Genomic DNA, 14,022 nt, shown 5'->3' on the forward strand with positions numbered 1-14,022 from the left:
ACAGCGCCCCACACTAACGGCTGGGAACACACCGGTCCGCCTCCTGCGGGGAAGGTGCGGGAGGCGGACCGTTGGCTTGGTTCGCTATGCGGTCGGGTGTGTCCGTCCGGGCGTGGAGCGGCTCAGACGGCTGCCTTCTTCAGGCGGCGGCGCTCCCGCTCGGAGAGGCCGCCCCAGATGCCGAATCGCTCGTCGTTGGCGAGGGCGTACTCAAGGCATTCGGAGCGGACCTCGCAGGCGAGGCAGACCTTCTTGGCTTCGCGGGTGGAGCCGCCCTTCTCGGGAAAGAAGGATTCGGGGTCGGTCTGGGCGCACAGAGCGCGCTCCTGCCATCCGAGCTCCTCGTCCGCCTCCTCGACCAGCAGTTCCTGAAACAGCTCGGTCATGTGCGCCCCTCGCTCTGTCTGTGCGTCCCCGTGGTGTTGTCGTTACTGATCGCTACGTAACGACACGAGTGAAATTACAAGTGCGTGGCTCCGGCGCAGTCAAGCCGGGGTCTGCTATTGGGCCCCTTATTCACTCTGCGGAACCAAGCGAATGCACTAAGTGTTCATATCGCCAAAAATCGTGACACATGCCATAGGTGCCGCGAAGCCACCGCCCGCACTCGTAGCCCACGCGTCACTCCGGCGTGTGGTTGCGATCCGGCCGAAGATGCGGCGCGGATCACATTCCGGTCACGAGTGACGCCATGAGGTTTGAGGTCGTGCGGAAGGGCCATACCCAGCGCCACATGCCCTGGTCGGGACTGCACAAACCTTTCTCCGCACGCGGTAACCGGATGAGGTGAATCTTTTCGACCATTTCCGACATTGGGTTGACAGTCCGGCCCTCGGCCCGTTCTCCTTGTACGCATGTCAGCGCCCGCAGCCGCCACCCGGACCCCCATTCGTGGGTTCCTGTGCGCTGCCCAGGTTCGCTGTCGCTGTTGCTGCTGTTGATGCCTCCGGAGCCCCGGCTCCCAGAGCGACCGGCTCCCCCAACAGCGACCGCCAGCACGACTGACATCCGTCGAGGACTCCCCCGATGAACAGCACCCCCCAGACCAGCGCCCTCCGGCCCAGCGCCCCGCGGACCGCCGCACCCGCCGTGGTCGAGAGCGACCTCCAGATCGCCGGCGACATCCTCTCCGTACCGCACCTGCTCCAGCCCGCCCGCGAACACCCGGCCACCGTCGCCGAGTTCGTGGGCCTCGCCCGTTCCGTCGCGGCCGACCGCACCCAGTGGGAGCACCTGGTCCGCTACGACGCCACCACCCGCTGGTACCACCGCCTGCGCACCGGCCCCGGCTACGAGGTGTGGCTGCTCAGCTGGGTCCCCGGGCAGGGCAGCGGCCTCCACGACCACGGCGACTCCTCCGGCATCCTGACCGTCCTGGAGGGCGAGCTCACCGAGCACGGCCCGCGCGGCCCGCTCACCCTCGCCGCCGGCGCCCAGCGCGTCTTCGCCCCCGGCTACGCCCACGAGGTCGTCAACGACACCCTCGACGGGGCCGTCAGCCTGCACGTCTACTTCCCCGGCCTGACCGAGATGCCCATGCACAGCTGCTCCCCGGCGCGGCCCGAGGCCCGGCCCGCGTCGCTGTCCGTCTGACCGGCCCGCCCGTGGGCGGCGGCGCCTGACAGACTGCGCTGCATGCGCATTGTTGTTCTGGCCGGCGGTATCGGCGGCGCCCGTTTCCTCCGCGGACTCAAGTCCGCCGTCCCCGAAGCGGACATCACGGTCATCGGCAACACCGGTGACGACATTCACCTGTTCGGGCTCAAGGTGTGCCCCGATCTGGACACGGTGATGTACACCCTCGGTGGTGGCATCAACGAGGACCAGGGCTGGGGCCGCACCGAAGAGTCCTTCACCGTCAAGGAGGAACTCGCGGCGTACGGGGTCGGTCCCACCTGGTTCGGCCTCGGCGACCGCGACTTCGCGACCCACATCGTCCGTACGCAGATGCTCGGTGCGGGCTACCCGCTCAGTGCCGTCACCGAGGCCCTCTGCGACCGCTGGCGGCCCGGTGTACGGCTGCTGCCCATGTCCGACGACCGCGTCGAGACGCACGTCGCCCTCACCGATCCCGAGACCGGCGAACGCAGGGTCGTCCACTTCCAGGAGTACTGGGTCCGGATGCGCGCCTCGGTCGACGCGGAGGCCGTGGTGCCGGTCGGCGCCGAGCAGGCCAAGCCCGCACCCGGCGTGCTGGAGGCCATCGCGGCCGCCGACGTGATCCTCTTCCCGCCGTCCAACCCCGTCGTGTCCGTGGGCACCATCCTCGCCGTGCCCGGCATCCGGGAGGCCGTGGCCGCCGCCGACGCGCCGGTCGTCGGCCTCTCCCCCATCGTCGGGGGCGCCCCCGTGCGCGGGATGGCGGACAAGGTGCTGGCCGCGGTCGGCGTCGAGTCGACCGCCGCGGCGGTCGCCCTGCACTACGGGACGGGACTGCTCGACGGCTGGCTCGTCGACACCGCCGACGCGGACGCCGTCGCGGAGGTGGAGGCCGCGGGGATCACCTGCCGCGCGGTACCGCTGATGATGACCGACACCGCCGCCACGGCCGAGATGGCCCGGGCGGCGCTGGAGCTGGCGGAGGCGTCCCGGTGAGTGCCCCCTCGTACGAGGTGCGTGCGGTCCCCGGCATTCCGGAGGTCCGGCCCGGCGACGACCTCGCCCGGCTGATCGCCGCCGCGGAACCGGGACTGCGGGACGGCGACGTGCTGCTGGTCACCTCGAAGATCGTGTCCAAGGCGGAGGGTCGGATCGTACGGGCCGATTCCCGCGAGGAGGCGATAGACGCCGAGACGGTACGGGTCGTCGCCCGCCGGGGCGCCCTGCGGATCGTCGAGGACCGGCGCGGACTGGTGATGGCCGCCGCCGGCGTGGACGCCTCCAACACGGAACCCGGGACGGTGCTGCTCCTCCCCGAGGACCCGGACGCCTCGGCGGCGGCGATCCGCGAGGGGCTGCGGAAGGCGCTCGCGGTGGATGTCGGCGTCATCGTGACGGACACCTTCGGGCGGCCTTGGCGCAGCGGATTGACGGACGTGGCGATCGGCGCGGCCGGAGTGCGCGTACTGGACGACCTGCGGGGCGGCTTCGACGCGCACGGCAACCCGCTGAGCGCGACGGTCGTCGCCACGGCGGACGAACTCGCCGCGGCCGGTGACCTCGTCAAGGGCAAGGCGGCCGGCCTGCCGGTGGCCGTCGTCCGGGGACTGCCGCACCTGCTGGGCGAGGGGTCCTCGGCGGCTGACCTGGTCCGGGCGGCGGACGACGACATGTTCCGGCTCGGCACGTCGGAGGCGGTACGGGAGGCCGTGACGAGGCGCCGCACGGTGCGGGCGTTCACGGACGCCCCGGTGGACCCGGGCGCGGTCCGCCGGGCGGTGGCGGCGGCGGTGACGGCCCCGGCGCCGCACCACACGACGCCGTGGCGGTTCGTGCTGCTGGAGTCGGCCGCCGCGCGGGTGGAACTGCTCGACGCGATGCGGGACGCGTGGATCGCCGACCTGCGGCGGGACGGGAAGCCCGAGGAGTCCATCGCCAAGCGGGTGCGGCGCGGGGACGTACTGCGCGACGCCCCCTACCTGGTGGTGCCGTGCATGGTGACGGACGGCGCGCACGACTACGGGCACGCCCGGCGGGACGCGGCGGAGCGCGAGATGTTCGTGGTCGCCATGGGCGCGGGCGTGCAGAACTTCCTGGTCGCGCTGGCCGGGGAGCGGCTGGGCTCGGCGTGGGTGTCCTCGACGATGTTCTGCCGGGACGTGGTGCGCAAGGTGTTGGGGCTGCCCGAGGGGTGGGACCCGATGGGGACCGTGGCGGTGGGCCACCCGGCGGCGGCTCCGGCGGAGCGGCCGGCGCGGGACGCGGAGGCGTTCGTCGAGGTCCGGTGAACGGCCGCCGTTCGTCGAGGTCCGGTGAACGGCCCGGTCCGGCGAGCCGCGCTACAGCTTGCCGATGTCCGTGCGGTACATGCGCGGGGCCCGGCGGGGAGGGGCGTGCCCGGCGAGGAGGACGAGGCGGGCGGCGCGGTGGCGCTGGCCCGCGTACGGGGCGAGGAGCTCCAGCATGGCGGCGTCGTCGGCGTCCCGGTCCCCGGCGAGCGCGAAGCCGATGATGCCGGGCAGGTGGAGGTCCCCGGTGGTGACGGCGTCGGGGGCGCCGTTGCTGCGCTGGAGGGTCTCGGCGGAGGTCCAGGGCCCGATGCCGGGGACGGCCTCCAGGCGGCGCGCGGCCGCGAGGGGTTCCATGGTCGCGGCCTCCTCCAGCCGGTTCGCGACGCGGGCGGCGCGCAGGATGGTGGCGGAGCGCTTCATGTCGACGCCCGCCTTGTGCCAGTCCCAGGAGGGGATCAGGGTCCAGGTGCGGGCCGAGGGCATCACGTACAGGTCCTGGCGCGGGCCGGGGGCGGGCTCGCCGTACTGGCGGACCAGGCGGCGCCAGGCGCGGTACGCCTCGTCGGCGGTGACCTTCTGCTCCAGCACGGTCGGGACGAGGGACTCCAGGACCAGGCCGGTGCGGGTCAGGCGCAGGCCGGGACGGCGGCGGTGGCTGGTGTGCACGAGGCGGTGGCGGGGGACGAAGGCGGCGGGGTCGTCGTCGGCGCCGAGCAGGGCGGGAAGGGTGTCGAGGGCCCAGGCCGCGCCGGGGCCCCACGCCTCGGCGTGCACCTCGTGGGCGGCGGCGGCCACGCGGAGAGTGGCGGGGCCGTCGGGGGTGCGGCTGGTCTTCCAGACGGAGCCGTCGGGGGTGGTGCGGAAGGTGGGGTCGGCGGGGCCGCGGCGCAGGGGGCCGAGGGTGAGGCCGAGGTCGAGGGGGCCGGGCGGGGCCCAGACGCGGCTGCGCGCGCCGGCTCCGGCCCGGCGGCCGGGGCCGGTGGGCACACCGGTGCGGCCGCCGCGGGCTGCGGTGGGGGTGAGGGGATCGAAGCGGCCGGCCACGCCTTGAGCCTATCCCGGGGGCGGGGGGCCCGAGCCAGAGCCGGGGCGGGGGGCCCGGGAGGGCGGGGCCGGGGCCGGGTGCGGCGCCCGGACCTGGGCGCGGCGGGATCCCGGGGCCGGGTGCGGCGCCGTCGGCGCGCGCGGCCCCGGCTGCGCCGGGCTTCCGGGGCTTCGCCCCGCACCCCGCGCCCCCGGTATCGGCGGGGCCGGGGTGGTCGGCGGAGTCGGTGCGTCAGCGGCCCTGGAGTTTGGCCGAGGTGGTGCGGGTCGGGGGGAGTTGGTTGTAGAGGAGGCGGCCCGGGCATTCCGTGGCGAAGCCGTCGCGGTGGCCCGAGATGACGTTCATCCGGACCTTGGTGCCCTTCTCGTACCGGTTGCCGCCGCCCGAGGTGAGGGTCGTCTTCGCACGGGGGTCCACGCCGAAGAGGCCGAGCTTCCACGCCGTCAGGCCGGCCACCGCCCGTACCGCCGCCGCCGGCGGGGCCGTGGAGGTGAAGGTGCCGATCACGGCGACGCCCATGCTGTTCGTGTTGAAGCCCATGGTGTGCGCGCCGAGCACCGGCTTGGCGACCCCGCCCGCCCGGCCCTCGTACACCGTGCCGCACTTGTCGACGGCGAAGTTGTAGCCGATGTCACGCCACCCCTCGCTGAGCACGTGGTAGCGGTACAGGCTGCGCAGCACCGACGGGGCGTCCTCACAGGCGTAGTTGTTGCCGGAGGCCGTGTGGTGGACGAACGCCGCCTTCACCGTGTTCGTGTACACGAAGCCCGACTCGCGCAGGCTCTCGTCCGCGCCCCACCCCTTGCGGGTGACGATCCGGGGCCTCGGCCCGATGTAGGGCCGGGCGGCGGCGCTGAGGCTGCCGTCACTGGCTGCGATCGCGTCGGCGGTGGAGTCGGCCTTGTTCAGCTCGGTGATCTCGTCGGCTCCCAGCGCGGCCAACGGGAGGTTCGCGGAGGAGGACTCCGCCATCTCCATGGTCATGCCGGGGGCCAGTTCCCCGTCCCCCTTGTCGTCGTCCTTGTCGTCGTCCCGCGGCCCCGTCGCCTCGCGGCCGGAGGCCTTGTCGGGGTTCTTGCCGTCGGTGACGGTCGTGGCGGAGGTCGTACGGCTCTGCGTGCCGGGGTCGACGAGTTCCAGCCGCATGCCCGACGGCAGCGGGGCGGCGGCGGACCGGGTGCCCGGTTCGGCCCGGACCCGGACCTCCACCCCGTCGGACTCGCCGACCCACAGCGGGGCGGTGCTGCCGCGGACGCGTCCGGAGCCGCGTTCGGCCGCTTCGGGGTCGGCCGCGTGTTCGCCGTTGTGGGTCTCGACGTCCTGCCAGTCGGACCAGGTCGCCGTCCGGGCGGAGCGGGTACGGACCTGGACCCGGCCGAGGAGCCGGGTGTTCGCGTCGTCCCAGACGACGCCGACCAGCGAGAACGTATTGACCTCGCGTGCGGTCAGGCCGCGTGTCTCGGGCAGGCGGGGGGCGGCGCTCATGCCGGGGACGCCGGGCGTGCGGTCCGCCGTCGGCCCCAGGGGGACCAACGGCAGCGACTGGGTGGACCCGGCTGGGTTCACGGGGACGGTCGCGCCGCCGGGCACGACCGCCAGGGCCGGAGTGGTCAGCGCGAGCGGCAGGGCCAGTGCGGCAGCCGTCGCGACGCCGATCGAGGAAGCAAGGAATCCACGCATGGAAAAGATGCTGGGCACGCACACCACGAACCGCCATCGGGGAACTGACGCCCCGTCCGCTGAAACGCGGATACCCCTCCCCTGTACGGGGGAGCCGCGGGCCGCCGTACGGCGGAGCGTGCCGCGTACGCTGGGGCGGGTGAACGCCACTGACCGCACCCCTGCCGACCTGCTGCGATCCGCGCTCGCCGCCGATCCGGGCCGCCCGCTCGTCACCTTCTACGACGACGCCACGGGCGAGCGCGTCGAATTGTCCGTCGCCACCTTCGCCAATTGGGTGGCCAAGACCGCCAACCTGCTCCAGGGCGACCTGGGCGCCGAGCCGGGGACCCGGCTCGCGCTGCTGCTCCCGGCGCACTGGCAGAGCGCGGTCTGGCTGCTCGCCTGTGCCTCCGTCGGGGTCGTCGCCGAGGTGGGCGGGGACCCGGCCGCGGCCGACGTGGTGGTGAGCGGCCCGGACACCCTGGAGGCGGCCGCCGCCTGCACCGGGGAGCGGGTGGCGCTGGCGCTGCGGCCGCTGGGCGGGCGCTTCCCGCAGCCGCCGGCCGGGTTCGCTGACTACGCGGTGGAGGTGCCGGGGCAGGGCGACCGGTTCGCGCCGTTCCAGCCCGTCGACGCGGACGCCCCCGGGTTGGTGGTGGGCGGCGAGGAGCTCTCGTACGCCCAGGTCGTCGCCCGGGCCGGCGAGGACGCGGCGGAGCGGGGGCTCGGCGAGGGCTCGCGGGTGCTGTCGGGGCTGGGCTACGACACCTGGGAGGGGCTCTCGGCGGGGCTGTTCGCCGCCCTCGCCTCGGGTGGTTCGGTGGTGCTGTGCCGGAACCTCGACCGCTTGCCGGAGGCCGGGCTGGCGCAGCGGGTCGAGAGCGAGCGGGTCACGCACACCGGCTGACCGGAGCCCGACCGCAACGCCCCGCTCCCTGCCCACTCCCGCGATTTGTCACCCGCACGGCCCTTTACAGGGGCCTGCCCCCGGGCCGCCCCGGCCGCCCGGGGGCAGGATCGGCACAGGCCGTACCCACCCGTGCGGCCGACCGGTACGGGTGAGGGGACGGTACGGAAGTGAGGGACAGCGCGGGCATACCGGGCGGCACTGGAGCGGGCGGAGGCGTTCCCACGCCTGTGCGCGGCCACCGGCGCCGGCTGCTGCGCTGGATCGCCCTCGGGCTGGCCCTGCTGGTGCTGGCGGGGGCGGCCGCCGGGTGGTGGCTGTACCGGAAGCTGGAGGGCAACATCCGGGAGGACACCTCCGCCGTCGCCGAGCTGGAGCGCTACGACCGCGAGCGCCCGGCGCACCTCACCAACGGCGCCCAGAACATCCTGATCATCGGCTCGGACACCCGTTCGGGCAAGGACAACGCCCGCTACGGTCAGGACAAGGGCAGCCAGCGCTCGGACACCGCGATCCTGCTGCACCTGCCCGCGGACCGGAAGAGCGTGACGGCGGTGTCGATACCCCGTGACCTGGTGACGGAGATCCCGGGCTGCCTGACGACGGACGGGAGCCGCACCGAGGAGCAGCGGGCGCAGTTCAACTGGGCGTACCAGTGGGGCGGGGCCGCCTGCACGATCCGTACGGTGGAGAAGCTGTCCGGGATCAGGATCGACCACCACATGGTGTTGGACTTCGGCGGGTTCAAGAAGATGGTGGACGCGGTGGGCGGGGTGGAGGTCTGCCTCAAGCAGCCGATGGACGATGCGGAGGCCAAGCTGCGGCTGCCCGCCGGGCGTCAAATGCTGCACGGGGAGCAGGCCCTCGGTTTCGTCCGTGCCCGCTACAGCGTGGGCGACGGCAGTGACACCGAACGGATGCGGCGCCAGCAGCAGTTCCTCGCCGCCCTGGTGAAGAAGGTGCAGAGCAACGGGGTGTTGTTGAACCCGGGGCGGCTCTATCCGCTACTGGACGCGGCGACGTCCTCGGTGACCACCGACCCGGGGTTGGCCTCGCTGCGCGGGTTGTACGAACTCGTGCGGGGGGTGCGGGACATCCCGACGGACCAGGTCCGGTTCCTCACGGTGCCGCGCCGCCCGTACGCCGCCGACCCGAACCGGGACGAACTGGTTGAACCGGACGCGACTCGGCTGTTCCTCCAACTGCGGACGGATCGGCCGCTGACGGTCACCCCGCCCTCGCCGACCGCCTCACAACCCCCTGCGGGACCGTCCTCCACGGACGGGCCGCGGACCCGCTATCCGTGGCTCACCGCAACAGACGCGCCCCCCTCGCCCGTCCCCACTTTCACCGGCACCACGGCGGACACTCCCGACTGCCGGTAAAGCAATCCAAAAGGCAGGCGGTCCAACCGCTCCGGTTGGGCGGTTTGGCACGTTATGCGGGGGGTGGGTTTTGTCACCGCCATGGTTTGAGGTCGACATGGCCGGATAAGGTGAGCGATCCGGTGCCCAGGCCGCTAAGGACGCCGGGCACCAGCAGCCGGACGTTGACCGTGCGCCTTGGGGGAGGCGCGTCGCGAGGCACCGACGGAGGATTCGAGCAACCGTGGATGCGCAAAGCCGTGGGCGGGCGGACGAAATCGACCCCGCTGACCAGTGGGTTCTCAACCCCCGCACCGGCAACTACGAACTGCGACTGGGCGATTCCGCTGCGCAGCAGCCGTCCGTCGCCACCCCCCGCAGAGCGCGCACTTCGCGTACGGCTCCCCGCGTCACCTCCCCTGCGGCCCCGGCGGTGCCGGGGCCGCGGCGTGGCGACGCTCCCCCCGGGGGCGGCGGACGGCGACCCGGGCGCTCCCGCAAGGGCGGCGGGAGCGGCGGGAAGCGCCCGTTCCGGGGCCGGAAGGCGCTGGTCATCGGCGGCGGGACGCTCGCGTTCGTGCTCGTCGCCGGCTCGCTCGGCGCGTACCTGTACTACGAGCACCTCAACGGCAACCTGAACGTCATCGACACCGGTTCCGCGGGCACGGGCGGTTTCAAGAAGGACCAGCCCATCAACATCCTCGTCATCGGCACGGACAAGCGCAGCGGCGAGGGCAACGAGGGCTACGGGGACCCGAACAGCGTCGGCCACGCGGACACCACCATCCTGTTCCACGTCTCCAAGGACCGCAGCAACGCGACGGCGCTGTCCATCCCGCGCGACCTGATCACCACCATCCCGGTGTGCCCGACGAAGCAGCCGGACGGCTCCGTCAAGAACGTTCCCGGCCAGCGCGCGACCCGGTTCAACGAGAGCCTGGGCCAGGAAGGTCGCGACCCGGGCTGCACGATGCGCACGGTCCAGCAGATCACCGGGATCCAGGTCGACCACTTCATGATGGTCGACTTCAACGCGGTGAAGAACCTGAGCACGGCCGTCGGCGGCGTCCCGGTCTGCGTGGAGAAGGCCGTCCACGACAAGGACTCCAAACTCGACCTCCCGGCGGGCGAGAGCCGGCTGCAGGGCGAGCAGGCCCTGGCCTTCGTACGTACCCGGCACGCCTTCGGCAACGAGAGCGACCTGGACCGCATCAAGACGCAGCAGCAGTTCCTCGGTTCGATGATGCGCGAGATGAAGTCCAAGGAGACGCTGACCAGTCCGAAGAAGTTCCTCTCCCTCGCCGAGGCGGCCACCAAGTCGCTGAGCGTGGACCAGGGCATAGGGTCCATCGGGCAGCTCACCGCGCTGGCGGGCGAGCTGAAGAGCATGAACCTCAAGAACATCACCTTCACGACGCTGCCGGTGCTCGACAACCCGAACGATCCCCAGGGCAAGCACATCACCGTCGTGCTGAACCCCTCGCAGGCCGATCCGCTGCTGCGGATGATCCGGGGCGACGTCTCGCTCACGGAGGTCGAGCAGAAGGAGAAGGCGGCGGCGCAGGACGCCAAGAACAAGCAGGACGCGCAGCTCCAGGGCAATCGCGCGCCCGCGGCGGACGTCCGGGTGAACGTCCTCAACGGAGGCGGCCCCGCCGGTTCGGCGTCCACCACCTTGACCTGGCTGCAGAACACCAAGGGCGTGGGCAAGGCCAGCAACCTCGGGAACGCCCCGGCGAAGGTCGACACCACACAGTTGGAGTACGCGCCCAACCAGGCCGACCAGGCTCGGGCGCTGGCGGACATGATGGGGCTCGTCGGTTCGGCCCTCAAGGTGGGCCCGGCCGACGCCGCGCCACGCACGCCGATGAAGTTGACGCTCGGCGCCGACTTCAAGGAGCCGGGTGTCCCGATCTCGGGCCCCGTACCGGAACAGGCGCCCGAGGGGCTCCAACGGGTAGAGGCCGACAAGGCGATCTGCGCCAAGTAGCGCGGACGCCCGGGGGCGCCCGGGGGCGGCGGTCAGCCGCCCCGCCCGTCACCGACCGGGCGTATGACGGCCGGTAGCCGGTAGGACCGGCACCGTACCGACCATTGTGATCTTGAGGGGGGACGCGTGAGGCACAGCAGCGTGCGTGGGGAGGGGGCGCCCGACCAGGCCACCGGCGGCGGCATACCCGGTGGCGGTGCGGGCGCGACCGGCGTCGTGCCCCCACCGCGGTCGGGCTCCGCGGGGGCCCGGCCCCCCGGCGGCCGCGGACGGCCCGTCCGCAGGCGCCGGCGGCGCGCGCTGTTCTGGGGGGCCTCGATCCTGGCGTTCCTGATCCTCGCCACGTCGGGGGCCGGGTACCTCTACTACCGGCACCTCGACGGCAACATCCGCAGCGGCCAGCGGCTCAGCGGCGACAGCGGCGTGGCCAAGACCGAGGCGAACGCCAAGGGCCAGCGCCCGCTGAACATCCTGCTGCTCGGCTCGGACAGCCGGAACAAGCCGGAGAACGTGGAACTCGGCGGCAGCCGGGACAGCATCGGGGCGCCTCCGCTCGCCGACGTGCAGATGCTGCTGCACGTCTCCGCCGACCGGCAGAACGCCTCGGTGGTCAGCGTTCCGCGCGACACCGTGGTGGACATACCCGAGTGCACGGACCCGAAGACCGGCGAGAAGTTCAAGAAGACCCACGCCATGATCAACGAATCCCTCGGGCGCGGCGGCCCCGGCTGCACCCTGGCGACCTGGGAGAAGCTGACCAACATCTACATCGACCACTGGATGATGATCGACTTCTCCGGGGTCGTGCAGATGGCGGACGCGATCGGCGGCGTCGACGTCTGCGTGAAGGACAACGTCTGGGACCGCCCGCTGCCCACCTCCAACGGCGGCTCCGGCCTCAAACTGAGGGCGGGCGTCACCAAGATCAAGGGCGAGCAGGCGCTCCAGTGGCTGCGCACCCGGCACGCGTTCAGCAGCGACCTGGGCCGGGCGCAGGCGCAGCACATGTACATGAACTCGATGATGCGGGAGCTGAAGAGCCAGAACGCCTTCACCGACGTCGGCCGGATCACGGCCCTGGCGGAGGCCGGCACGAAGGCACTGGAGGTCTCCGAGGAGATCGGCTCGGTCAAGAAGCTGTTCAACCTGACGATGCAGCTCAAGGACGTACCGGTGAACCGCATCACGATGACGACGATGCCGACGTTCCAGGACCCGGGGGACCGGGACCGGCTGATCGTCAACCCGACCGACGCAGGCAAGCTGTGGACGATGGTCCGCAAGGACGTGGCCTTCGACAAGAACGGCGCTCCGCAGGCTTCCCCGAGTCCGCAGCCGAGCGAGCCGGCCGGCGTGCCGAGCGGGCCGACGGCGGGTGGTGACGCGTCGAAGCAGCCGGTCACCACGCCCGACAAGATCACCGTGCACGTGGTCAACGGCACGGCCGCCGGGATGCCGCTCGCGCCGCAGCGGGCCTCGGTGGTCGCCGGGGCGCTGGTCGGCAAGGGCTTCACCGGGGCCAAGGCGGACAGCGCGCTGATCCCGGAGAAGACCACCGTGGTCCGCTACCCGAGCGCGGACCTGGTCGACGAGGCGCAGAGCGTCGCGGCGGCGCTCGGCATCCCCACGAGTGCGGTGCAGCAGTCGGCCGACGTCTCCCGGATCACGCTGATCGTCGGCGCCGACTGGCGGGAGGGGACGGCGTACCCGCAGCAGGCTCCGCCGGCGGCCGGGTCGGTCCCGGACACGGCCGAGGCGATCAACGGCGCGGACAGCGGGCAGTGCATGGACGTCTACAAGCCCTACCGCTGGTGAGCTGAGGGCCGCTCCGGCGGACGACGGAGGACGAAAGGGGTGGCCCGGTCCGTGAAGGACCGGGCCACCCCTTTCGACGTTTTCGCGGTCGGGCGGCGTGTGCGGGGCATCCGGGCGCGCGGGACGTGGGACGGGCGTGCGCGGGACGGGGGCGCCGTTTCGGCGCGCTCCCGTCCGGTTCGCTACGTTCGGACCCCTGACGGGGTGTCGCTCGGCACCGACGGGCGGCGGCTGGCGATGACCTTGTCCGCCAGCGCGCGGGGGCTGGTCAGGAAGCCGAAGCCCCAGCACATGTGCATGGTGGCCAGGGCCACCGGGATCTGTGCCCGGGCCTTGAGGGAGAGCCCCTTGCCGGCCGGGATCGAGCCCCCGGTGATCGCCGCGAGGTAGCCCGCCGGGACGGCGAGGGCCCAGGGAGTGAGGGCGACACCCGCCACCAGCCCGGCCGCGATGGCGCAGACGGCGGTGGGCGGGGCCAGGTAGCGCAGGTTGATGGAGCCCGAGTGGTAGCGGGCCACGACGCGGCGCCAGCGCCCGTAGTCCTTGTACTGCTTGGCGAGCGCCCGTACGGAGGGCCTCGGGCGGTACCGGACCTTCAGCTCGGGCGAGAACCAGATGAGCCCGCCGGCCTCGCGGATGCGGAAGTTCAGCTCCCAGTCCTGGGCGCGGATGAACTCCTCGTTGTAGCCGCCCTGCCGCTCCAGCGCCTCGCGGCGGAAGACGCCCAGGTAGACCGTCTCGGCCGGGCCGGCCTCGCCACCGGTGTGGAAGGCCGCGTTGCCGACGCCGATCCTCGACGTCATCGCGGCGGCGACGGCGTCCTCCCAGGCGTTCTCGCCCTCGGCGTGCATGATCCCGCCGACGTTCTGCGCGCCGGTCTCCTCCAGGAGCCGGACGGCGGTGGCGATGTAGTTCGGGGAGAGCATGCCGTGGCCGTCCACGCGTACCACGATCGGGTGACGTGATGCCTTGATGGCGGCGTTGAGGGCGGCCGGGGTGCGGCCGGTGGGATTGGGCACGGTGTGGACGCGGGCGCGTTCGTCGGACGCGGTTTCACGCACGAGCTCGGCGGCGATCTCGTCGGTGCGGTCCGTGGACGGCCCGAGTGCGATCACCACCTCCATCTCGCCGGTGTACTCCTGGGCGAGGATGTGCCGGACGGAGTCACGCAGGTGACGTTCCTCGTCGAGCACCGGCATGATCACCGAGACTGCGGGCTGCTGGGCGGGCATGTGGTCCTTCACGGTCGGGTATCGGTGTCACGTTACCGCGTACGGGGGAACCGGGTGCGCGGCGGACGAGCGGTACGGACGGACGCCGGTCGTATGGGCCTACTGTTCTGACGATCA

At 72.5% G+C, this 14,022-nt stretch carries 11 protein-coding genes; 7 read left to right on the forward strand and 4 right to left on the reverse strand.

The features are described from left to right. Positions 1–122: 122 nt before the first annotated feature. Positions 123–386 (reverse strand): WhiB family transcriptional regulator, encoded by a 264-nt coding sequence (locus tag ABZ934_RS28785; RefSeq protein WP_003983763.1) that lies wholly within the window; start codon positions 384–386, stop codon positions 123–125. A 640-nt stretch (positions 387–1,026) separates the two neighbouring features. On the opposite strand from ABZ934_RS28785, the gene ABZ934_RS28790 reads away from it, so the two are divergent. The 3 genes from ABZ934_RS28790 to ABZ934_RS28800 are packed head-to-tail and all read left to right on the forward strand — an operon-like array spanning position 1,027 to position 3,887. After that, complete coding sequence (locus ABZ934_RS28790; RefSeq protein ID WP_361318662.1) at positions 1,027–1,593, forward strand: cysteine dioxygenase family protein; 567 nt, start codon at positions 1,027–1,029, stop codon at positions 1,591–1,593. A gap of 42 nt (positions 1,594–1,635) precedes the next feature. Then, entirely contained in the window at positions 1,636–2,595 is a 960-nt protein-coding gene (gene cofD / locus ABZ934_RS28795) for a 2-phospho-L-lactate transferase (RefSeq protein ID WP_361318664.1), read from the forward strand. After that, complete coding sequence (locus ABZ934_RS28800; protein WP_361318666.1) at positions 2,592–3,887, forward strand: coenzyme F420-0:L-glutamate ligase; 1,296 nt, start codon at positions 2,592–2,594, stop codon at positions 3,885–3,887. Before cofD ends, ABZ934_RS28800 begins: the two co-directional genes overlap by 4 nt. A gap of 51 nt (positions 3,888–3,938) precedes the next feature. Here the strand turns inward: ABZ934_RS28800 and ABZ934_RS28805 are convergent, their stop codons facing one another. Then, positions 3,939–4,934: a DNA-3-methyladenine glycosylase 2 family protein gene (locus ABZ934_RS28805; RefSeq protein WP_361318668.1), complete on the reverse strand. Its 996-nt coding sequence runs from the start codon at positions 4,932–4,934 to the stop codon at positions 3,939–3,941. Positions 4,935–5,166: 232 nt separating this feature from the next. After that, on the reverse strand, positions 5,167–6,615 hold the full coding sequence (locus ABZ934_RS28810) for a peptidoglycan recognition protein (RefSeq protein ID WP_361318670.1): 1,449 nt from the start codon (positions 6,613–6,615) through the stop codon (positions 5,167–5,169). A 139-nt stretch (positions 6,616–6,754) separates the two neighbouring features. On the opposite strand from ABZ934_RS28810, the gene ABZ934_RS28815 reads away from it, so the two are divergent. From ABZ934_RS28815 to ABZ934_RS28830, 4 genes are all read left to right on the forward strand, one after another. Then, complete coding sequence (locus ABZ934_RS28815) at positions 6,755–7,504, forward strand: TIGR03089 family protein (protein WP_361318672.1); 750 nt, start codon at positions 6,755–6,757, stop codon at positions 7,502–7,504. 230 nt (positions 7,505–7,734) lie between these two features. Further along, positions 7,735–8,889, forward strand: a complete 1,155-nt coding sequence (locus tag ABZ934_RS28820) for an LCP family protein (RefSeq protein ID WP_361318674.1) — start codon at positions 7,735–7,737, stop codon at positions 8,887–8,889. 223 nt (positions 8,890–9,112) lie between these two features. Further along, the gene (locus ABZ934_RS28825) at positions 9,113–10,858 is read left to right on the forward strand and encodes an LCP family protein (protein WP_361318676.1); all 1,746 of its coding nucleotides are present in this window, start codon (positions 9,113–9,115) and stop codon (positions 10,856–10,858) included. A gap of 300 nt (positions 10,859–11,158) precedes the next feature. Continuing rightward, entirely contained in the window at positions 11,159–12,673 is a 1,515-nt protein-coding gene (locus ABZ934_RS28830) for an LCP family protein (protein ID WP_361318754.1), read from the forward strand. Positions 12,674–12,855: 182 nt separating this feature from the next. Here the strand turns inward: ABZ934_RS28830 and ABZ934_RS28835 are convergent, their stop codons facing one another. After that, a complete protein-coding gene (locus tag ABZ934_RS28835) occupies positions 12,856–13,905 on the reverse strand; it encodes a glycosyltransferase family 2 protein (protein WP_361318678.1) in 1,050 nt (349 codons plus the stop codon). Between the last annotated feature and the right edge of the window lie 117 nt (positions 13,906–14,022).

The organism is Streptomyces sp. NPDC046557 (genome assembly GCF_040645975.1).
Taxonomy (GTDB): Bacteria; Actinomycetota; Actinomycetes; order Streptomycetales; family Streptomycetaceae; genus Streptomyces.